Source organism: Rhodococcus sp. IEGM 1409 (assembly GCF_030056735.1).
GTDB lineage: Bacteria > Actinomycetota > Actinomycetes > Mycobacteriales > Mycobacteriaceae > Rhodococcus_F.
Map to the genome: position 1 here is coordinate 733,329 of NZ_JASHKN010000002.1, position 22,341 is coordinate 755,669.

Genomic DNA, 22,341 nt, shown 5'->3' on the forward strand with positions numbered 1-22,341 from the left:
TCATCGACATTTAGTTTAGGCTACCCAAAAAGATGTTAGGTCACCCTTGGGTGACTTGTGTCCACAGACAAGGGGATCAGTGTGAGCGTTCTTCCAGGTTCGAACTCCGGAGCGGCGAGCGAAGCTACGTTTGCTCTCACAGGAGCTCAACTGGGGATTTGGAACGCACAGAGACTCGATCCCGAATCCCGGAGCTACCTCGTCGGTGAGGTGCTCGAAATCTCGGGCGACGAACCGATCGACACCGAACTTCTGACAGCCGCCATCACGGCGACGATCGGTGAAGCCGAAACCATGCGGTTGCGGATGATCGAGACAGCGGACGGCCCGCGTCAGTACATCTCCGACGAGCCGGTTGCAGTCATCCCCATCACCGACGTCCGTGACGAGCGCGATCCGGTGGCCGTGGCGCACGCACTGGTCGACGCCGAGCGCAGCCGGGCCTCCGAGTACTGCCGTTTCATGGTGGAGCGTCCGCTCTACACGTACTCGCTGATCAGGCTGTCCGATCGCGAGATCTGGTGCATCCAGCTCTATCACCACCTGATCGTCGACGGATACAGCGCAGCCATGATTTCGCGCCGAGTCTCCGCGCACTACACGGCCGCGAAGAAGGGAACCGACGTCGCGCCAACGCGATTCGGTTCGATGACCGATCTGGTGACCGAGGACGAGGCATACCGGTCGGGCGACCAGTTCGTGGAAGATCGTGACTACTGGCGCGATGTCCTCACGCCGTTGCCCGCGTTGGACGGACGCGGCCAGCAGGTCACCGGTCCGGCGGAACGAACGATCCAGGTTCGCGAGGTCATCCCCGCCGACGCCCTCAACCGCCTCAAAGAGGTGGCAGACTCGACGGGAACAACGTGGGCCGAGGCCCTGATCGCCTGCTACGGCGCGTTTCTCCACCGGTTGCTCGGTGAGACGGATGTTGTCATCGCGATGCCACTCATGGCGCGCGTGGGGCGCACGGCACTCAAGACGCCGGCCATGGCAGTCAACGTCCTGCCACTCCGGTTGACGATTCGCAGCCACGATCGACTCGGTGACCTGAGCAAGCAGGTGGCCGCCACGATGAAAAGCCTGCGCGCGCACCAGCGATACCGTGGTGAGAATCTTGCTCGGGACCTGGGCGTCGCCGGCACCGGCGCACTGCTTCACGGGATCGGGATCAATCTCAAGGCGTTCGACTTCGCCCTCGATTTCGCCGGCGCTGTGGGTGTACTGCGTAACGTCGCCGGGGGTCCGCCGGAGGACCTGGGTTTGACGGTGACCCCCATTGCGGACGGCGAAGTTCTACTCGGATTCGAAGTGGACGCGCGTACCAATACTCGGGATTCGGTTCAGCGTCGCCTCGCTGGTTTCGTCAGCATCGTCAATGCGATGGTGGGGGAGGGAGATCCTGCCGTCGGTCAGGTGGAGATGATGACGGCGCCCGAAGCTGCGCGGATTCTTGCCGGCCGTGAGACCGAACCTGTGCCTGGCTCTGTCGACCTCGTCCCCGACGTCTTCGATCGCATCGTCGTCGAGCACGCGGATGACACAGTCCTCGTGTGCGGTGAGGACCGTCTGACAGGCGCAGAACTCGGTGGCCGCGTCCACAAGCTCGCCCGGTTGCTTCGGGCCCTCGATGTCGGCCCGGACGACATTGTCGGACTTGCGCTTCCGCGTACGTCCGAGATGGTGGTGGCGCTGCTCGCGACATTGAACGCGGGCGCAGCGTACGTGGCCCTGGATCCGCAGCACCCGGCCGAGCGGTTGCGGGATCTGATCGACGACGCACAGCCGAAGGTCGTGCTCACCACTTCCGCCTTGGCTCAGCAACTCGTCGGAGATTCTCGGCCAGACCCGCTCGTCCTCGATTCCGACGCAGTGCGCGAGGAACTCCGTGCCAATTCCGAGCTTGCACTGGAACTCGGTGAACTGGCGACGGTGCGTCATGGTGATCACCTGGCGTACGTCATCTACACCTCAGGATCGACAGGCAAGCCCAAGGGCGTGTTGGTCAGAAGCGGTGGATTGGCGCACCTGCTTCACCACCATCGCGCCACCATCTACCGGGACACCGCCGAGCGCGTCGGAAACCGCCAACTGCACACCGCACACACGGCGTCGTTCGCCTTCGACGCGTCTCTCGACCAGCTGTTGTGGCTGCTGTGTGGTCATCGAGTGCACGTGTACGGCGAAGAACTGCAGAAGGACGCCGTAGCCCTGGTCGCGGCGTTCGAGCGAGATCGCGTCGACGTGGTCGACACGACGCCGTCGATGGCTGCAGCGATGGTGGACAACGGATTGCTGAGCACGCAGCGGTTGCAGCTCCTTGTCGTGGGCGGCGAGGCGGCACCGCCGGCACTGTGGGACGCGATCATCGAATCCGGAGTCCCGGCTCGAAACCTGTACGGCCCCACGGAAACGACGGTCGACGCGATCGCGACCACGGTCGAAGGGGCCGGACCGCGTATCGGGTACCCGCTCGCGGGCACCCGTGCATACCTGCTCGACAGCGCGCTCGAACCGGTCTCCGACGGTGAACGAGGGGAGCTCTACCTGGCCGGACCGCAATTGGCCAGGGGATACCTCGGCCGCGCCGGCGCGACCTCCGAGCGTTTCGTCGCAGACCCCTTCGGGGCCCCGGGAGATCTCATGTACCGCGCCGGGGACGTGGCGCGCTGGGTACCGGGTCGGGGCTACGACTTCATCGGTCGCAGCGACAAGCAGGTGAAGATCCGCGGACATCGAGTCGAGTTGAGCGAGGTCGAGGCTGTTCTCGGATCGGTTCCCGGAATCGGCGCGGCTGCCGCGCTGATCCGTACGGACGGAGGACGGCCCAGCCTGGTCGGCTACGTTGTCGCCGCTGTCGGCGCGGCGCTTCCGCCGCAGGAAGAGTTGCGCCGTGACCTCGCCGATCGCGTACCGGATCATCTGGTTCCCGCCGCAATCGTCGTTCTGGACGAACTGCCGGTCACGGTGAACGGAAAGCTCGATCGTGCGGCACTACCCGCTCCGGCCGTCGAGTCGGAGGGGCGCGCGGCATCCACACCGCGCGAAGAAATCCTCTGTGACGTGGTGGCCGAGGTGCTCGGTCGCGAACGCGTCGGCGTGGACGAGGACTTCTTCGGCCTCGGTGGTGACAGCATCACGGCAATCAGCGTCAGCAGTCGGCTGCGGGTGCGCGGACTGGTCGTTGCTCCGAAAGAGCTACTTGCACAGCGAGATCTGGGAACCATCGCCGCTGCGGCGCGTGAAATTGCCGATGAGGCCGACGCCGCTGCAGCGGTCGTGGACGTGGCGACCGGCACCGTGATCGCTCCGCCGATCGTTCGGGCACTGATCGACAAGAATCCGACGGACGAGGCAATCGCGGGCTACGCGCAGTGGACCGCAGTGCGCATCGACGACGGCCTCTCGCTCGGTGACCTGCAGTCCGGCGTACAGACGGTCCTCGATCACCACGACGCGCTGCGTCTGCTGCTGCGGCGTGAAAACGACAGCGGCACTACCGAATTGATCGTCCGGGACGCCGGCGCGGTACGCAGTGAGGGACTCGTTCGCGAGGTGTCCGACAGCTCCGAGCCGTCCCGGATCAGAGAGCTTGCAGAGGCGTCGGCGGCGAGTCTCGATCCGCGCGCCGGTGAACTCCTGCGAGTTGTGCTGGTCAATACCGAGGCCGGTCGGCCCGATCAATTGATCCTGGTGGCTCACCATTTGATCGTCGACGGTGTGTCCTGGCGAATTCTGCTTCCCGATCTCCACGAAGCTACCGACGCTGCACGCGAGCGTAGGTCGGCCAGGTTGGCTGCAGGCGGAAGTTCGTGGCGTCGATACGCGGGGTTGCTCGCAGAATTCGGGACCTCGGGCAGCAGATCATCGGAGCTCGAGTACTGGAAGTCTGCATCGGTGCAGGTGGACGACGCGCCTATCGGCAGCCGTCGTCTCGACCCGAAAGTCGACGTGAGCGCAACCGCCTCCCGCACGACAACTGTTGCGCCCCCGGCCGTCACCGACGCGTTGCTGACCACACTTCCGGCGGCGTACCGAGCCAAGGCCGACGAAGTACTTCTCGCGGGATTGATGCTTGCATTGCGCTCGTGGCAGCACAGTCGGGGCCGAATCGGGCTGCCCGCGCAGACCGTCACCGTCGAGGGCCATGGACGCGACGCGCTCACCATCGACACCGACTTCGCCGGAACCATCGGGTGGTTCACCAGTGAATTCCCGGTTCGAGTGCCCACCGACGCGCTGATGACCGCCGATGATCTTGCCGACGCGCTCAGTGGCGGAGCAACCGCCGGGCATCTGCTGCGTGCGGTGAAGGAGGCAAAACGAGCCGTGCCCGCAGGTGGAGTCGGTTACGGAGTTCTCCGGCATTCGGATCCCGACACTGCCCCTGATCTTTCCGCGTGTGCTGCTCCCGAACTGCTGCTCAACTATCTCGGCCGCTTCCCGTCCCTGCCCGGAACCGGATGGCGATTGCCGGAACAGGATGCATTCGCGGTAATCGAACCGGCCACCAAGGCTATGTCGGAAGTGCTGGCGCTCAACGCATTTGTCCGTGAGGACGGCGCGCCGACGCTGGCAGTCGAATGGACTGCGGCCGGTGCGGTGCTCGACGAAGCGACGATCGTCGAGCTGCAAGCACATTGGGAAGGGGCGCTTGCTGCGCTGACAGCGCATGCCGCGCTCTTCGACGGTGGTTTGACGCCTTCCGATTGCTCCGCCACGATCTTCGGCCAGGGCGCCGTGGTCGATCAGGCCGGGATCAACGAACTCGAAGCCGTCCACGGACCACTTGCCGATGTACTTCCGCTCTCGCCGCTACAAGAGGGTCTCTTGTTCCACGCGGTCCGTGACGGTGCCGCAGACGTCTACACACTCACTGCACGCTTTGATCTCTCCGGCTCGTTGGACGAGGTGAAGTTGGCCAACGCGTTCGAGACCGTGATCGACAGGCACCCGAACCTGCGCGCCGCCTTCCACTACGAGCAGTTCGAACGTCCCGTTCAGGTCATTCCGCGCGGTGCAAAGGTTGCGTGGCGTTCGGTCGACCTGACGTCGGTTCCAGCGTCCACTGCATTGCGCTCTGCAGATCAGCTCGAGGACGAGGCCGCCGAGCATGTCTTCGACGTCAGCACGCCGCCGCTGCTGCGCGCACTACTCATCAGGCTGCCCGGCGGGGTGCACCGACTGGTCCTCAACGCGCACCACTTGCTCACCGACGGGTGGTCGACGCCGATCGTCTTGCGCGAGTTGATGAACGTGTACCACGACGGCGATGCGCACCTTCCCACGCCGACGCCGTACCGCGACTACTTGGCATGGATAGCCGGTCGTGATCAGGACTCTGCCCGTGCAGTGTGGAGTGAGCGTTTACGGGGGCTCGCGGCGCCGACTCTCGTTGCAGACGTAGGGGCGCCGCGAAGTGTGCCCGTCGCGCTCGAGGTTCCGCTCGCGGCATCGGACGCCGACGCGTTGATCGAACTGGGGCGCGCGCGAGCGCTGACGATCAATACCCTGGTCCAGGGTGCGTGGGCGGCAACGCTCGCCGAGGCGACAGGACAGTGGGACGTCGTGTTCGGGGCTACCGTGTCAGGTCGACCTGCCGAACTCGCCGGAGTGGAGGGGATGGTCGGGTTGTTCAGCAACACGATTCCGGCCCGCCTCGACATCGACACGGACGAGCCTTTGCTGGATCAGTTCGTCGGGCTGCAGAACGCGCAGTTCGACATCGTGGACGTCGAGCACACCAGTTTGGCCGAGATCGAGCGCATTGCCGGGATCGGGCAATTGTTCGACACGCTGTTGGTGTTCGAGAACTTCCCGAACTCCGGTGCGGGACAGCCCGCGTCGCACACCCTTCGGGTCGAGGGATTCACCAACCGCGGGGTCACGCACTATCCGATGACGTTGATGGCGCCGCCGAGTACCGGTCTGGATCTGGTTCTGTACCACGATCCTGCAGTCGTTTCCGAAGCCACAGCGCAGCAAATGGTCACAAGGCTCGCGGAGATCCTGCGTGGGTTGCTGACCGAGCCGACAGCTCCGGCATCCGCGGTGCTGACGGTTGTCCGACAGACCCGCCGCGTTGCCGATGCGACGGCTGCCACGAAGAGGTCCGGCGAGCAACGGAAGGCGATCGACGCCGATCCGGCTGTCGTCGATGCGGTGTGTGCCTGTGTTGCAACGGTGTTGGAGATTTCCGACGTCGATCCGGGCGAGAACTTCTTCACTCTCGGCGGTCACTCGCTCACTGCGATGCGGTTGGTGGGAAGTCTGCGGAAGCTGGGCATCCGGATCGTCGTCTCGGATGTCTTCGACACCCCGACCCCCCTCGGACTTGCCTCGACTGCCCACGTCGATCACAAAAAGTTCTCGCCGGATTCGGTTGCTGTCGTTGATCGACCCGCCGTGGACGCGCGAACGGTCCGCCCCCCGGCAGCGGCTGGAAATCCTGATCACGAGCGGCACTGGGTTCGCACGCTTGCGGGCTTGCCCCTCGAAACGGACCTTCCCTACGACCGCCCGCGCGGCGCAGAATACCGCCCGCACACCTACGTCCGTCAGCTTCGCGATGCTCGGTTCGGTGACGGCTCGGGATTCGACACGGTGCTGTTGGCTGCCGTCGCAGCGACGCTGAACGGCTTCGGCGGTGGTCGGGACCTTGCTGTCGGACTGTCCTCGGAACAGGCGGACACCCTCATTCGGGTCGACCTGTCCGGGCGGCCGAAAATTGCCGATGTCGTTCGACGAGTCGAAGGCGCGTTGTCGGAGGCACGGGCGCATTCCGATATCAGCCTCGACCGAATCGCCGATCTACTCGGGCGTCCCACCAGCAGCCTGTTCGCTGCCCGTGTCGGCCACTCGCTCGACGCGAGCGTCGACCTCGAATTCGTCCGAACCGCAACAGAACTTCGATTGACGGTCGATGCTGGGCTGTTCGACGCCGCCACCGCGGACGCATTGCTCGACGGAGTGATCGCGGTCCTTGGTCACGAAAACACCACTGTCGTCGCAGATCTGCGGCTGTCGGAGAACAAGTCGGATCGTGACCCGGGCCGACGCGCGACGCGACCGGCAGGTATCTCGCAGTTGTTCGCTCGACAGGTCAGCCGCCATCCCGACGACGTCGCGGTGGTCTCCGGTGAGGTCGGAATTACTTACGGAGAGCTGTCGGCACGCGTCGACGAACTGGCCCGCGAACTGCTTGCGGTCGGCGCAGGACCCGAGAAGGTAGTCGCCGTTGCGCTCGATCGTGGTGCTGATCTGGTGGCGGGACTGCTCGCGGTACTGCGCATCGGCGCGGTGTACCTGCCGCTCGACGTCGACTACCCGAGTGAGCGGCTCGAGTTCATGATCGACGATGCGGCGCCGGTGTGTGTGCTGACCAGTATCCACAGCGCAGGACGACTTCCGTCGGCAGTGCCCACGAGTGTGTTCGTGGATGGTGAGTTCACCAACGCCGATGTCATGCTTCCTTCGCCACCGGCTGCGGGTGATCACCTCGCATACATGATCCACACCTCCGGCTCGACCGGTCGCCCCAAGGGTGTGATGGTCTCGACTGCCAACCTCGCGGCCTTCGCAGACACGGTCGTCGAGGATCGCTGGATCAGGCCGGGCGATCGCATTGTCGCGGTGACAACGGTGTCGTTCGACATTGCGGCACTCGAGCTTCTGTGCCCGCTTGCCGCGGGCGCTACGGTCGTGATCGCCGACCGCACGACGGTTCGCGACCCGGATGCGTTGTTGGCGTTGATCTCCGCGAGCAATGCGACAGTGATGCAGGCAACGCCGGCACTGTGGCGAGTGGTCACCGAACACGAGAACGCATCCAGCCTCGCCGCGGTGCGCGCCTTGGTGGGAGGGGAAGCCCTCCCGCAGGATCTGGCCGACGATCTGGTGGCCGACGCTGCTTCGGTCCGGAATGTGTACGGACCCACCGAGGCCACGGTATGGGCTACGTCTTCGGTCATCACGACCGGTGACCGAGTCACGATCGGCCGGCCCTGGACCGATGTGCACGTACGAATCCTCGACGACGACCTGCGCGAGGTTCCGGAAGGGGTTGCGGGCGAGCTGTATCTGGGCGGCGCGCAGGTGGTTCGCGGATACCTGAATCGCCCCGATCTGACCGTCGCGCGATTCGTCGCCGATCCTTCTCTGCCGGGGGCACGCCTCTACCGCACCGGAGATCTGGTTCGACGCCGGCGAGGGGTCATGCACTTCCTTCGTCGTGCAGACGATCAAGTGAAGGTTCGCGGTTTCCGCATCGAACTCGGCGAGGTCGAGGGCGCGCTCGGAACAGTCGCCGGTGTGTTCCGCGCTGCAGCCACCGTCCGTGTCGATGCGGCGGGTACCGGAAGTCTGCACGGATATGTGGTCCCCGAAGGTGGAACCACGCTCGATTCGGTACTGGTGCGCAAGGAGATTGCGCGGCTGCTCCCCGAACACATGGTGCCGCAGACCATCACGGTGCTCGAAGCGCTCCCGCTCACTCTCAACGGGAAGGTCGACCGAAAGGCATTGCCCGAAATCGCGCCGGATCGTGCGCCGACTCCGCTCGTAGCCCTCGACACAGATCGTCGGGCACGGCTCGAGTCGCTCAGCCCGGGCTGGCAGGACGTGCTGCCGCTCGGACCTCTGCAGGAAGGCATGTACTTCCAGTCGGTTCTCGACGGTGCCGACGGCACGGATGCCTATCACATGCAGCCGAGATTCGAGTTCTCTGCCGACGCCGACATCGACGTTCGCTCACTCCGCGCAGCAGGGGATGCGCTCTTGCGGCGTTACCCGAACTTGCGGGCGGGCTTCACTCACGCCGGGTTCGATGCCCCGGTGCAGTTCGTGCCCAGGGCAGCCGACATGCCCTTCCGAGAGATCGATCTGAGCGCAGCCGCAACCGAGGACATCGATCGCGAGATTCGCGCCGTCGACGAGGCCGAATTCGGCAAGCTGTTCGACTTGAGTGCGCCGCCACTCATTCGAATGGTGTTGGTCTGGTTGCCAGGTGGGGGAGCGCACCTCGTCTTCACCCAACACCACCTGCTGACCGACGGTTGGTCGCAAACCTTGATGTACGCGGAGTTGTTCGCGCTCTACGAGTTTGCCCGTTCGCACGGCACGGACCCGATTGCACTCGACGGCGCTCTCGCCACGCCGGCGGACTTCCGTGATCACCTGCGATGGATCGCCGAAGCGGATCGCACGGACGCACTCTCGTCTTGGAAGAACTACCTCGCAGATCTCGATCAGCCCACACTCGTGGGAGGTACGGGATCAGGCGGGCGTGCTCCGTTGCCGGTGTTCACCCGAGTTCAGCTCGAGCAGAACATCACCGAGCGAGTTCGCGACCTGGCCAGGCGCAGCGGTGTGACGCTGTCCACCGTGGTTTCTGCGGCGTGGGGCCTGGCACTGCGCGCCGTGACTGGCCGAGACGACGTGGTCTTCGGATCGACGGTGTCGGGACGTTCACCCGAGGTCGAGGGCGCCGACCGAATGGTGGGCTTGGCGCTCAACACCATTCCGGTGCGTGTCCGGGTACGTCCCGGCGAGGAGATCTCGGCGTTGCTCGGACGCCTGTTCCGCGAACAGGGTTCGCTGCTGGGGCATCACCATCTCGGGCTCGGCGACGTGCAGCGAAGTGCAGGGTTCGCCACACTCTTCGACACGCTCTACGTTTTCCGCAACACCCCTCGCGACGAACAGGCACGTCGAGACACGTTCGGGCGCAGTGGGATCGTCGGATTCGATGCGGTGGACGGCACTCACTATGCGCTCACGCTCGACGTGGACCCGGGCGTCGGGGATGCGGCGATGGCACTCACTCTCGAAAATCGTCCCGACCTGATTCCCCACGACGTGGCTCGGGACGTCCTCTCACGCACCGTCACGATCCTCGAAGTGATGGCGAATGCCGATACGGCTACGGTGGCGGACACGACGATTCCGCTTTCGCGCACTCCCGAGGAATTCTCTTCACAGCACATCGTGATGCCGCGGCCGGATCAGGCCGGCGGCAGCGTGGACGCACTGCTACGTGAAAGGGCGGCGGCCACACCAGACGAGACTGCACTGGTCTTCGGCGACGTCACACTGAGTGCCGCCGAGATGAACGCACGGGTGGACAGGCTGGCGCGGATACTCGCGTCGGCGCTCGAGGGGTCGGCGTCGGGCGAAGGGAGTTCGGGACCTTCCCGCATAGTGGCGCTAGCACTTCCGCGTACCGCCGATCACGTCGTAGCGATCTTCGCTGTCATGAGAACCGGAGCGGCCTACCTCCCGTTGGATCTGGCTCACCCGCCGGCACGATTGCGCGAACTGATCCTCGACTCCGACGCGGCGCTGGTGGTCACCACGACGCAGACGCGTGACCTCGGTGTTCCCGCCGGACAGGAGTGCGTCGTCCTCGACGACCCGGACGTGGCCGGGGTACTCGACGGGCAGTCTCCGGCACCTGTTGTCGACGAGGCCGCGGTGTGTGGGCCGACCTCACCGGATCAGCCTGCCTACGTCATCTACACCTCGGGCAGTACCGGGAAACCCAAGGGCGTCGTAGTGGGGCACCGCGGGCTGACGACGATGTATCACAATCACAAGGCCGAGATCTTCACCCCGACCGAAAACAGTGTGGGTGGTCGACGTTTGCGCATCGCGCACACAGTCTCGTTCTCGTTCGACATGTCGTGGGAGGAACTGTTCTGGTTGCTCGCCGGGCATGAAGTTCACGTGATCGACGAGCAGGCGCGACTCGACCCCGCGTCGCTGGTGAAGCACTACCGCGAAGTCGGGATCGACGTCGTGAACGTAACCCCCTCGTATGCACGGGAACTGATGGCCGCCGGTCTCCTCGACGGTGAGCGGACGCCGGTGTTGGTGATGCTCGGCGGCGAAGCGGTGCCAGCCGAACTGTGGTCGCGGCTACGCGATCAGGACGGTGTCGACGGGTACGACCTTTACGGGCCGACCGAATTCACGATCAACGCGATGGGATCCCCGGTTCAGGGCAGCGAGACGCCGTGCTTGGGTCGTCCGATTCTGAACGCGTCTGCGCGGGTACTCGATTCGGGTCTGCGTGAGGTTCCGATCGGAGCGGTGGGCGAGCTCTACATGTCCGGAGACGGAACGGCGATGGGCTACCTTCACCGCACTGCGCTGACCTCCGCCGTGTTCGTCGCTGATCCCTTCTCCGTCGGCAGGCGCATGTACCGCACGGGTGACGTCGTGCTGCGTCGCCGCGACGGCGAACTCGAATACCTGGGTCGCGCGGACCATCAGGTCAAGATCCGAGGCATTCGGATCGAACTGGGTGAAGTGGAATCTGCGCTCGCGTCGTTGCCGGGTGTGTTGAGAGCGGCAGCTTCCGTCCGTAGCGAAGACGGTGCGCCGCCGCGACTGGTGGGCTATGTCATCGAAGAACCCGGGGCCGATTCAACCGATCTACGAGCTGCGTTGCGGGAACGCGTACCGGCGCACCTGGTTCCGTCGGACATCGTTGTCGTGGATTCGATCCCCCTGACACCCAACGGAAAACTGGACCGCGGTGCGCTGCCGGCACCCCCCGCCCGAGCGGCGGCCCGAGCACCGCGAACCGAGATGGAAAGGCAACTGTGCCAGGTCTTTGCGCGGGTTCTCGGCATCGACGTCGTGGATCCCGAAGAGAGCTTCTTCGATCTCGGCGGCGACTCGCTTCGAGCCATGCGACTGGTGGGGGAGGTGGAGCACGACCTGTCGGTGAGCGTCGGTGTGGGAACGCTGATGGCCCGTCCTACAGTTGCCGAGCTCGCAGCACACCTTGACGAATCGGGGTCCGAGGTCGACCTGAGTCGCGATCACCTCCTGACACTCCGAGCCGAAGGCAGCGGTGAACCACTGTTCTGCGTGCATCCGGCAGGTGGATTCGCTTGGCCCTTCGCACCTTTGACCGGCGTACTCGAGGCTGACCGTCCTCTGTTCGGCCTTCAATTGCCCACTGTTGCCGGAGAGCCACTCGAACCGACGAACGTGTACCAACTGGCAGCGATGTACGTCGACACGATTCGGGGCGTGCAACCGAGCGGGCCGTACCACCTGCTCGGATACTCGTTCGGAGGCAACGTCGTCGCCGCGATGGCGGCTCAGCTGGTCGATATCGGCGAGACGGTGGAGTTCGCGGGTCTGATCGATACTCATCCAATGGGAGATCGTGACGAGCGCGACCGCGATGACGTCGACGACCGCGATCTTGCCGCCGCGCTGCCACCCGAGATCCTCACTCAGGCACCGGCACTGGTCGAGGCAGTTCGCGCTGGATTTGATGCCACTCGTTTGCTCGTGGCCCGCTCGACTGACACAACCTACGACGGACCGGTTACTCTGATCACCGCCGACGCCGAGGCGTCCGGACAAGTGCTGGCCGATCGCTGGCGCAGAGTCCGCGGGGACCGGGACATGGCAGTACATCATCTGCCCTACGACCACGCCGGATTGGTGACCCCAGCCGGGTGGGCGGCAATTGCCCCGCTGCTCGACAGTCATCTGTCGGAACGCACAGGCCACAGAGTTCGAAACCGCACAGTCGAAAACCACACAGTTGGAAACCACAGTTAGACACACAACGGGAGCTCAATGATGAAGTCCACACCGCCCCTCGCGATACGGAGTTGGCGACGTTTCGTCGCCATCGCAGGGTTGCTGATCGTCGCACTCGTGGCGATGATCGGTTGCAGTAGCGATTCGAACGACGAACCGACCAAGGCTGCAGAGCCCACGACCCGCGTGATCGAAACCGAGAAGGGCTCGGTCACCGTGCCCGCGTCAGCGGAGCGCATCGTGGTTCTGAGCGGCGGTCTCGCCGGATACCTGTACGCCCTGGACGCACCGGTGGTTGCCACCGATACCCGCGTCCTCGGTGTCACGAACCTCGACGGTGGATTCCCGCCGGCATGGTCGGACGCCGCAAAGGCGCAGGGCACCAAGGAATTGCCTGCCGGCGAGCAGCTCAACATCGAAGCCGTCGCGGCGGCTGAACCCGATCTGATCATCGGCGGTGGCCAGGGCATCACGTCGGTTCAGGCCGAGGAACTCTACGATCAGCTGACCGCTATCGCACCCACTGTCTTGGTCCCCAAGACGGTTGCCGCGTGGGACAAGCAGCTCGAGATCGTTGCCGATGCCGCAGGTCGTTCGGACAAGGTTCCGGCGCTGATCAACGCGTACGAGGACAAGGTCAAAGAGGTCAAGGACAAGATCAAGGTTCCCGAGGGAAACGTCGTCTACATTCTCTCGCTCGCCAACAACAAGCCGTACCTCGTGCCGCCGACGGCAGCGCTGCCCGCGATGCTCGCCGAGCTCGGATTCAAGGCCGACGACGTCATGGCCAAGGCCGGCAACCCGCAGCTCTTCGGCTCGGGTGACTCGTTCGAGGTCAGCCCGGAACTGCTCTCGCAGGTCGCCGATGCTCCTGTTGCCTTTGTGATTCCGGTGTCCGGTCGCCCGATGGCCGAACTTGCCACGGATCCGCTGTACTCCCAGTTGCCGTCCTTCAAGGCAGGCACGACGTTCGAGCTCCCTGCCACCAGTTACCGTCCTGACTACGACGGCGCAATGGCTACTCTCGACCTGATCGGCCAGACCTTCGCATGACCCGATTCGGTGGGCTGGTAATCGATGTTTCACCCTTGCGGACCAGCCGTCCCTTCAGGTACGCCTTTTCCGCGCGATTGATCTCGCTGCTCGGGATCGGACTGCTCGTCGTAGCCGTTCCCGCGCAGACGTACCAGCTCACCGGGTCGACCTTGCAGGTTGCCGGAGTGTCCACGGCGATGGCCATCGCCATGTTCTTCGGCAGCCTGTTCGGCGGCGTGCTCGCTGATCGTTACGACCGGCGACGCACCATCCAGTTGGCCCGCAGTGCTGCGGGTCTCGGCTTTGTCATTCTCGGGTGTAATGCGCTCTTGCCGCACCCGTCGATGTGGGTCATCTACGTCGCGGCCGCTGTCGACGGCATGGCCGGCGGCGTCAGTAGTTCGGCCCTGATGGCTTTGATGCCGACGTTGTTGCCGCGCAACAAGATGGCAGCGGCCGGCGCGTTGGTAGCGCTGACCACGGACATCGGGACGATGATCTCGCCGGCAATCGCCGGTGTGATCATCGCCTCCGGCGGCATCCCCGCCACATACTTTGTTGCCGCGGTGGCCACCGCAGCAACGGTCACGTTGTTCCAAGCCATAGGCCCGTCGCCTGCACCGGGTACGAATCACGAAAGCCCGATTCGTGCACTCGTGACCGGCGTGAAATTCGCCGGGACGCACACAGTCATTCGCGGCATCCTGATCAGCGGACTGTTGGTCATGTTCGTCAGCGGACCGATGGTGTTGCTGCCCGCTTTCGTCGACCAGGTCCTCGGCGGCGGACCCACCATGCTGGGTTTGCTCTACGGCGCACCGGCAGTCGGCGCCGTGATCGGTTCGCTCACCAGCGGTTGGACCGGACGAGTCCACCGCAACGGTGCCGCGATGCTGATTTCGGTAGCGTTGATGCCGCTCGGTCTCGTGGTACTGGGTGCGTCGGGAGCAGCGATCGTCGCGTTCCTCGGTCTCGCCGGCTTCGGCTTCGGACGCGCCCTCAACGACATTTTGAGATTTGCCGTCCTTCAACAGAACACCCCGGACGAATTGCGTGGACGCGTGTCGAGTCTGTGGATGGTGCAGGCCGTGACGGGCACTGCGATCGGTTCGATGGCAGCCGGGTTCCTCGGGCAGTGGCTCGAGCCTGGCGCCGCGTTGCTGGCCTTGGGTCTCGCCGGTCTGACACTGGGCCTGGTACTCCTGGCAACCTTGGGTTCGGTGCGCCGGGTAACTTCGGAGATCGCCGAAGTAGATCACTCCGAAATCACTGTGCCGGTGGGGAATGCTCCGCCGGAAAAGGAAGGTAGTTCATGAACCGAGGAGACCACCTCGCGACCATCGCCGAAGTGCTGGCGGGTAACACCGGTGCAAAAGTGCCGTACCCCATCGGTATTCGCGAACTCGAAGTTGTTCGCAGCGAAATGGTCGGATCAGGACTGCTGCGTCTGACCTTGGGTGGACCCGAGTTGGCGGGCTTCGAATCGCACGCTCCCGACGAGCATGTCCGCCTCGTCTACCCGGATGTCGACGGAACTTTGCGACTGCCCGAACGAGACGGATTCAGCCTGAAGTGGCCTCGTCCACTGCCGATCTCGCGTGAGTACACCGTCCGCCGCTACGACGCCGAGGCAGGAGAGTTGGACCTCGACTTCGCACTCCACGAAGGTGGGTACGCCTCTGATTGGGCTCAGGCCGCCACGATCGGCACTCGGGTACACGTAGCGGGGCCGCCCGGTGGCGTCGTGGTTCCGTGGACGTACGACCGCTATCTGCTCGCTGGTGACATCACCGCCCTTCCTGCCATTGCTCGTTGGCTCGAGATGATGCCGGCTGCTGCAGCAGGGTGGGTGTTCGTCGAGATCACCGACCCTTCGCAGGAAATCGAACTCACCGTTCCGGAAGGCGTCGAGGTGCGATGGCTGCACCGCGGTGACGTCCCAGCCGGTCACTCGGATTTGCTCGAGCAGGCAGTCCGGACGGTCACCGTCCCCGAGGGCGAACGCGTCTACGCCTGGGTCTCCGGTGAGGCCACCAGCCTCAAGCCGATTCGCAGATTCGTGCGCGACGAACTCGGATTGAGTTCGGGCGATCACCTGATCACCGGCTACTGGAAGCGCGGAGTCGCGGACTTCGACGAGGACGACGACCACTGAACATCGGTAGCCTCAGCCTTCGGTATCGTCACCGCGACAACGAGTCCGACAATCGCCACGATTGTCGCTACACCGAAAGCCGTGGCGAATGCCGAGTGTTGGGGAAGGCCGCCTGAAGATGTCGCGCCCGCGGTGATCCCGGCGGCAATCCGGGTCCCGACGCCGGTACCCGCCAGGATCAGGACGAAAACGTTCTTCCACATTGTCGTTGCAAAGACGCCGACGGCGCCGCTGAGGCCGAGGAAGGTAACTCCCGCTACCGCAATGGCTTTCGTACCCACTCGTTGTGCCAACTTTCCGGAGATCACCGAGGCGATGTGCCTGACCGGAGCCGACATGGCGCCAAGTATTGCGACACCTCGACGGGAGGGCTGACGGTTACCGTCGCTTCGTGCTAGGCGATGTGATGACCGAGCATATTTCTCGTCGAACATGACGCTGGTCACCAAAGGGGCTCTGCGAGCAGGGAGTTCATCTGCCGGACACATCCACGGTCCCCGTTTGAATGCCGGGTTTGTTAGCTTTCTGCCTGTGACGCGACGTCACGGAAAGTTCACGAATTACGGAGGGTCATCATGGGTTCCATTTCGACGATCATCGGCATCTTCGAGCTCTACAAGCTTCTCGAGCCGCTGCTGAGCTCGCTGAGCTGATTCAGGTGTGAGATCCGCTGTCGAGCCGGGGCGCCGAGGGACTCGGCTCGACAGCGGACCTCGACGATCCGGCCGCGATCAGGATCCGTGGAACGGATGTCGGCACCGGCAGAATTCCATCGCTCCGGTGTAGTGGTCCATTACCAGTATTTCTGCGCACCGAGCGGGCTGCGGTGCGAACCTGAGGCAGCGCTCGACCCACCCACGCTCCAGGGAAGGGGCGGGATGTGTGCAGTTCGTGCATCGACCGGGACGTTCTGCGATACGAACGGAACCATGGTGCTCCGGGGGCATGCAAACATCTTGGTGGGGCGATGTTTCAACGACCATGGTTCCGCTCGAGCGGAAGCGATGTCACGACAGTCTCCCCGAGTATCTGGAACTGCCGGCGCCACGCACTTCGGCACAGCGATCTCCGTCGGCGACGTGCGAGGACCGAGCACGGCCGTGCCTGCGCTCCTGGCTACCTGACCATCCGAATGCCCACACTGAGTTCTTCGGTGTCAGCTGCGAATACTGCGCTGACACCCGCTGTTTCCAGGCGTCGATCACGTGGTGGTAACTGCGAACAGAATCCGATCCGGCTCGCGTTGCATACGGGTGATCGCCACGCGGCCCCCGATCCAAGCACCAAGTGCACCAATCGCAACAGCGACAGGGACGGCGAAATAGTTCACCGGGCTCGGTAGCAGCGCTCCGAGTAGCACCCCGGGCGCCGTTGTCGCGGCGAAGATGACGATGCCAAGGATGATCAGTCCGAAGGACGAGCCGTTGAAGGACCCACGGGTATTCAGGGAGAACGTCTTCTTCATCTCCGGAACCGGGTAGGGGGCTTTGGCGGATATGGCTACTGCCAGTCCTGCGCCGACTCCGATCATCGAAATACCGACGGCGATCGGCACGGCCAGTCGGTCGGTCCCGAGGTCTCCGAAGACGCGTACCGCGGTCGTCGCGACGACCGCGAAGGGTGTCATCACGATTACCCAGGCGATTTGTCGGCCCCGGACGTCAGCGGCAGCGGCTTCGGGGATCATCACCAGATGCCACATCGATGCGCCGTCGAATCCGTACAGATTCGATCCCGCCGCCATCGCCAGGTAGATCACGAACCACGCACCCCATGCGGCGGAGAACGGAATCGATGACGAGACCAGCGGCCCGAAGCCGGAAAGCAGTGTCATGATGGCGACGGATAGCAGCTGCGTTCGTCGGCGCATATCTCCGCGCCAGAGCGAAAGCTCGCGGGAGATCACGGTGCCCAGTCGAGATGCACGCCAACCGGTTCGAATGTCACGCCCCTCGTTCTTCAATTGCACGGAGGTGGCGCCCGCTGATTCTGCGACCTTCCCATTGAAGTAGCGAACGACCAGGCGTTGCCATGCCCACAGCAGTGCGAGATCGACCAGCATCAGGGCGATGACCGCTCCGGCGGCGAGGAACCAGGCACCACCCGCTGCGGCATCGACACTGGTGATTCCCCACGCGAACGGTATCGAATGCGCGACCGTGAGCGGCCACGTCACATCGCCGTCCACGACCGTGCCGAGTCGACTCTGCAGCGGAAACTGCAGCAGATACAGCCCGCCGAAGAACGCGCCGAAGGCCAGCAGTGCCAGTTCGCGACTGCGCCGACTCCGTAGGAGCTGCGACGTCGTCAGCATCGCGACACGTGAGGTTCCGACCATAAGCAGGACCGTTGCGGGCCACGCGACAATGGCCAGGGGCAGTGCGGCAGAGTGGTGCGTCGCTGCATAGATCGGTATCGCTGCGGCAGCCAACGCGGTAATCGGCACTGGCATGCCGATCAACGAAGTTGCGAACAGTGCTCTGGCGAGTCGGGCAGGTTCCAAGGGAAGTAGTTGGAAATGTCGTGGGTGCAGATTGTCGTCCGAGAGACCGGACATGATCGGCATCAAGATCCACATCAAGCCGATAGCGGACAGCGCGAGACTGGTTGTGCCGCCAACGAGTTCGGGAGAATCGCCGTTCGTTCCCGAAGCTCGCAGGCACAGTAGCGTTGCCCCCAGAACCCCGAACAGCGCTACAACGACCTTGAGTACAGCTCTTCCGCCGGTGAACTGACGTTTGTAGAGGGTCACACGCATTCGAAGGACCGTGCGCCAGACTGAGGCCGACGTGTTCCATCGCGTCGGTGAAAAGCTGGTGGTGGTCATGCGCGCATCCAGGACAGTCCGTCGGGATTGGGACTGCGGCTACCGACAAGTCGAACGAATGCCTCGTCGAGTGTGTTGTCGCCGCGCACCTCGTCGACCGTTCCTGAGGCCACTACGCGACCGTCTGCGATGACTCCGATGTGAGTACACAGTTGTTCGACAAGGGCCATAACGTGACTGGACAGAATGACCGAGCCACCTGAGTGGACGAACGAGAGCAGAATACTCCGAATTCCGGCCGAAGAAATGGGGTCGACAGCTTCGAACGGCTCATCCAGCACCAGCAGGCGAGGACCGTGCAACAACGCCGAGGCCAGCCCGATCTTCTTCGTCATGCCCGCTGAATAGTCGGCGATGACCGTTCCACCTGCATCGGCAAGATCGAGAGCGGCCAACAATTCGTCTCGTCGTGACGCGATGACGTCCTCTGGCATGCCGCGCAGGCGCCCGAAGTAGGTGAGCAGTTCATGGCCGGTGAACTGGGCGGGCAGCGCCAAACCGTCGGGTAGAACGCCGAGCAGACCCTTCGCTGCCACAGGGTCGTTCCACACGTCGTATCCGTACACCAGGCTGCGACCGTAGTTCGGGCGAAGCAAGCCGACAGCCATCGACAGTGTGGTCGTCTTTCCCGCACCATTCGGCCCCACCAGACCGAACAACGAACCTGATGGCACCGCGAGGGAAAGGTCGTTCACAGCAACTTTCGCGCCGAACGCCATGCAGAGGTGCTCCACCTGCAAAGCCATCGGTCCGGGAGGTAACTGTCCTGTCGCGGGGAGAGGGTGCATCGATCGAGGGTAACTGTTCGGAGTGCACTGCGCGGAGACGGAGCGGAGTGATGCATGCTGCGTGCACCGAATGTCATTCGTAGGGGGCTGGTTGCGTGATGAGTCGCTGGTTCCCAAGGGGAGCGGATGGCAGGATTCGAACCTGCGTGGACGGTTTTGCAGACCGCTGCCTTGCCGCTCGGCCACACCCGCAATGATCCAATTATGTTCGTAGTGAACAACAATCGCCATGATTGTGATCAGGGTGAGTTGATCGCAGTGTGACGGGCTGCCTGGACGGCAGGGAAGTGCCGGGCTAGGAGCGCGAGAACACCGCGACGAGGAATTCGGAATTGTCCTTGAACGGGCGCAGATCCCATGTGGAGAGCAGCAGATCAGCCTCGAGGCCACTCGCGGTCGCGTCGGCAAGGAACTCGGGGAACTCGTAGCCACGGCCGGCCCCGAACCCGATGACCACCCGGCCGGTCGGAGCGAGATGACGAGCGAATCCTGCCAATACAGCTTGCCTGGTGGAAGGGGCGAGAAATGCCATCACGTTGCCTGCCGACACGATGACGTCGAAATTCGCCTCGACACCGCGGGCCGGTAGATCGAGCTCGGCGAGATCGCCGACAAGCCACGTCGGGCCGGGATGGTCCTCCTCCGCGGCAGCGATGAGAACCGGGTCGACGTCGACTCCGACAACCACATGACCGACGTCGTGCAGATAGCCGCCGAGTCGGCCCGGCCCGCAGCCTGCATCGAGAACCCGGCCGCCGCGTCCGAGCATCGCGTCGATCAAACGTGCTTCCCCGACAATGTCCTTGCCGTCCGCCCTCATGGAACGGAATCGCTCGACATATCGTGTGGAATGCGCCGAGTCGGCTGCAGTGATCTCTTCCCACTGGCTGGGGATGCGCTCGTTCGGGGCCTGTGCAGTCATCTTTCGAGGGTACCGATAGCTCACCTGGTGCCGACGACTGTCCCGTCTGCGGCATATCCGACGAGGGTTGGACGCGGGGAAGTGAGCGACAGGGGAATCCATCCGTAGAAGCGGTCTTCGGCAAGAACAGTCGGATAGATCTTGCCGTCCGCGGTGTGAAGTTCGGCCCGAACGGCGCCTCCTGCCCCTGCGTCGTAGGTTGCCTCGTGCGGACCGGCAACCATGATGCCGGCTCCACCTCCGAAAGAATCTGCGCCGTAAATGTCATCGTTGGATCTGCAGCCGTGTCCGAGGCTGATGAATTTCGACGGACCAACCTTGTCTGTCTCGACTGATGCCTCGAAAACCGGTGCGACGCACCTCCATCCGTCCGCGCCGTGGGCAACGAAGACGCTGAACAGGGTTCCGTCAGGTCCGGGGATGGACCCGACCCGCTCGGCGGTGGACGGATCTATTCCGCCGTTGGTTCCCGGCATCGTCTGCCAACCCGAGTACATATCGGTAAACGGTTTTGGCATCATCGCCGTGGCAGCGGCGCAGCCCACCACCCCTGCTGCGCAGATCGCCGCGACGAGAACGATGGCGCCGACGCGGCGGCGTGGAGCTCTGGGCGCCCCAATACTGTTTTCGGTAGCCATGATTCGGGTGCGTGCGGCATCCTGGACCTTCTCGGGCCAGAATTCGGCGGATACCGTATCAGTCGGCCGCAGCATCTCGAGCGTGGTCAGCAGATCTTTGCTCATGGGGTACTCCCGTGTTCGGCGGCAGCGCAAGGTCGGGCGGTCTTCATCGGGATTACGGTGACGGATTCTGAAGCTAACCCGGCGCTCAATCGACGCCGAGCGCGAAAGAGACGAACATGCATGGCTGGAACCGAACACCCGGCGACCCGCGCGGCTTCGGTGGCGGTCAATCCGTCCCAGGCAGTCAGGAGCAAGGCTTCACGTTCGGTGACGGTGAGTGTTGCCAGTGCTTCGAGCAGTTCCGAGCGTTCGGTGACAGTGACGTCGGCGCCCGGCGTCGATGCCGCAATCTGCTCGATGCGTCCCATCTTCTCGGTGAGCGCATCAAGGCGCCGAACGCTGCGACGGTTGTTGTTCACGGTGTTGCGAGCCACCACCAACAGCCAGGGCAGTGCCTGCTCGGGCACTTCGTCCAAGCGTCGCCAGGCTACGAGGAAAGTCTCGGCGACAACTTCCTGCGCGCTGTGATGATCGACGTGCCGGTAGGTGTACGCGAACACACGACCGGCGTAGGCGTCCCACAGGGCGGTGAACCGCTCTTCGTCTCTCGGCGGCGGCCGTTCCTCGGATTTCGGGGTCATAAGAAGAGATGTCCAGCTGGTTACCGATCCTTACAGCGTCTGAGCTAATGGGCGGTTTGTCGTGTTAGTCCGGCCGAGGACTCCGACTGTCAGAAGCAACAAAGCGAGGATGTACAGCGTCATGATCCAGATGCCCGCAGCGGCAGGCTGCCACCTGTTCGCCTGACCGAGCAGGATGAGGGCGTCGGAGACGAGGAACAGAGCGCCGCCGATACCGGTGATCGTGTTGTACGCCAGTGCGGTTGATGCGGTTCCCACCAGTATTGTGGCGTACACGGGGACGGCAATTCGGAGTTCAGGTTCGAGACCGGTCCAGGTGTACGACACAAGAGCGATTCCAGCGACGGCGTAGGCGGAAAGAAACCATGGCCGCCTTCGTATCTCTCGAAGAGCGCCGTGTGAGAGAAAGTATCGGATGAAACACAGGTGCCCGATCGCGAAGGCTGCCATCCCGATGACGAACGTGGTCTCCCAGATCAGGAACAAGTCTCCGAAAGCACAGGCAATCAGTGCAGCAGCAACAATTCGGGGTCCACGTTGGGCGACAACCCAGGCAGCCAGAATCGGAGCGAGCATGACCTTGGTGATTCCGTCCCAGGGCGCAGCATCAGCGGCATTGAGGATCAGATGAACAATCGCCGTTGCTGAAAACCCGACAAACCACGGCGACCGGATGGTGCTCGCCAGTCCGGCGGCGCGATAGTCGAGATCGGATTCACTCATCGT

General features: G+C 63.7%; 11 protein-coding genes and 1 tRNA gene. 4 read left to right on the top strand and 8 right to left on the bottom strand.

Annotated elements, in window-relative coordinates:
* The first annotated feature begins 81 nt into the window (after positions 1-81).
* From QM716_RS09475 to QM716_RS09490, 4 genes are read left to right on the top strand one after another with little or no spacing between them, the layout of a single operon-like run.
* On the top strand, positions 82-12,582 hold the full coding sequence (locus tag QM716_RS09475; RefSeq protein WP_283303899.1) for a non-ribosomal peptide synthetase: 12,501 nt from the start codon (positions 82-84) through the stop codon (positions 12,580-12,582).
* Positions 12,583-12,603: 21 nt separating this feature from the next.
* Positions 12,604-13,617 (top strand): Fe2+-enterobactin ABC transporter substrate-binding protein, encoded by a 1,014-nt coding sequence (locus tag QM716_RS09480; RefSeq protein WP_283303900.1) that lies wholly within the window; start codon positions 12,604-12,606, stop codon positions 13,615-13,617.
* Positions 13,614-14,915 carry an enterobactin transporter EntS gene (entS, locus tag QM716_RS09485; protein WP_283303901.1) on the top strand — a complete coding sequence of 434 codons (1,302 nt, stop codon included), beginning with the start codon at positions 13,614-13,616 and terminating at the stop codon, positions 14,913-14,915. Before QM716_RS09480 ends, entS begins: the two co-directional genes overlap by 4 nt.
* Positions 14,912-15,754 carry a siderophore-interacting protein gene (locus QM716_RS09490; RefSeq protein ID WP_283303902.1) on the top strand — a complete coding sequence of 281 codons (843 nt, stop codon included), beginning with the start codon at positions 14,912-14,914 and terminating at the stop codon, positions 15,752-15,754. Before entS ends, QM716_RS09490 begins: the two co-directional genes overlap by 4 nt.
* Here QM716_RS09490 and QM716_RS09495 read toward each other — a convergent pair.
* The 8 genes from QM716_RS09495 to QM716_RS09530 form a co-directional block, all read right to left on the bottom strand.
* Positions 15,706-16,092 (bottom strand): hypothetical protein, encoded by a 387-nt coding sequence (locus QM716_RS09495; RefSeq protein WP_283303903.1) that lies wholly within the window; start codon positions 16,090-16,092, stop codon positions 15,706-15,708. The two genes, QM716_RS09490 and QM716_RS09495, sit on opposite strands and share 49 nt — an antisense overlap.
* Positions 16,093-16,955: 863 nt before the next feature.
* Positions 16,956-18,581, bottom strand: coding sequence for an ABC transporter permease (locus QM716_RS09500; RefSeq protein ID WP_283303904.1), 1,626 nt, complete (start codon positions 18,579-18,581; stop codon positions 16,956-16,958).
* Positions 18,578-19,369, bottom strand: a complete 792-nt coding sequence (locus QM716_RS09505) for an ABC transporter ATP-binding protein (protein ID WP_283303905.1) — start codon at positions 19,367-19,369, stop codon at positions 18,578-18,580. The genes QM716_RS09500 and QM716_RS09505 overlap by 4 nt, the downstream gene beginning before the upstream one ends.
* A gap of 121 nt (positions 19,370-19,490) precedes the next feature.
* Positions 19,491-19,561, bottom strand: a tRNA-Cys gene (locus tag QM716_RS09510).
* Positions 19,562-19,664: 103 nt separating this feature from the next.
* Positions 19,665-20,291 carry a class I SAM-dependent methyltransferase gene (locus QM716_RS09515; protein WP_283303906.1) on the bottom strand — a complete coding sequence of 209 codons (627 nt, stop codon included), beginning with the start codon at positions 20,289-20,291 and terminating at the stop codon, positions 19,665-19,667.
* A gap of 20 nt (positions 20,292-20,311) precedes the next feature.
* Positions 20,312-21,034, bottom strand: a complete 723-nt coding sequence (locus QM716_RS09520) for a hypothetical protein (protein ID WP_283303907.1) — start codon at positions 21,032-21,034, stop codon at positions 20,312-20,314.
* Positions 21,031-21,615 (bottom strand): RNA polymerase sigma factor, encoded by a 585-nt coding sequence (locus tag QM716_RS09525; RefSeq protein ID WP_283303908.1) that lies wholly within the window; start codon positions 21,613-21,615, stop codon positions 21,031-21,033. The genes QM716_RS09520 and QM716_RS09525 overlap by 4 nt, the downstream gene beginning before the upstream one ends.
* Before the next feature lie 30 nt (positions 21,616-21,645).
* Entirely contained in the window at positions 21,646-22,338 is a 693-nt protein-coding gene (locus QM716_RS09530) for a lysoplasmalogenase family protein (protein ID WP_283303909.1), read from the bottom strand.
* Positions 22,339-22,341 lie beyond the last annotated feature (3 nt).

Coding starts and splice junctions, on each gene's coding strand:
- QM716_RS09505 (WP_283303905.1), bottom strand. CDS start 19,369: ATGCACCCTCTCCCCGCGACAGGACAGTTACCTCCCGGACCGATGGCT.
- QM716_RS09500 (WP_283303904.1), bottom strand. CDS start 18,581: ATGACCACCACCAGCTTTTCACCGACGCGATGGAACACGTCGGCCTCA.
- QM716_RS09490 (WP_283303902.1), top strand. CDS start 14,912: ATGAACCGAGGAGACCACCTCGCGACCATCGCCGAAGTGCTGGCGGGT.
- QM716_RS09520 (WP_283303907.1), bottom strand. CDS start 21,034: ATGAGCAAAGATCTGCTGACCACGCTCGAGATGCTGCGGCCGACTGAT.
- QM716_RS09480 (WP_283303900.1), top strand. CDS start 12,604: ATGAAGTCCACACCGCCCCTCGCGATACGGAGTTGGCGACGTTTCGTC.
- entS (WP_283303901.1), top strand. CDS start 13,614: ATGACCCGATTCGGTGGGCTGGTAATCGATGTTTCACCCTTGCGGACC.
- QM716_RS09495 (WP_283303903.1), bottom strand. CDS start 16,092: ATGTCGGCTCCGGTCAGGCACATCGCCTCGGTGATCTCCGGAAAGTTG.
- QM716_RS09515 (WP_283303906.1), bottom strand. CDS start 20,291: ATGACTGCACAGGCCCCGAACGAGCGCATCCCCAGCCAGTGGGAAGAG.
- QM716_RS09530 (WP_283303909.1), bottom strand. CDS start 22,338: ATGAGTGAATCCGATCTCGACTATCGCGCCGCCGGACTGGCGAGCACC.
- QM716_RS09525 (WP_283303908.1), bottom strand. CDS start 21,615: ATGACCCCGAAATCCGAGGAACGGCCGCCGCCGAGAGACGAAGAGCGG.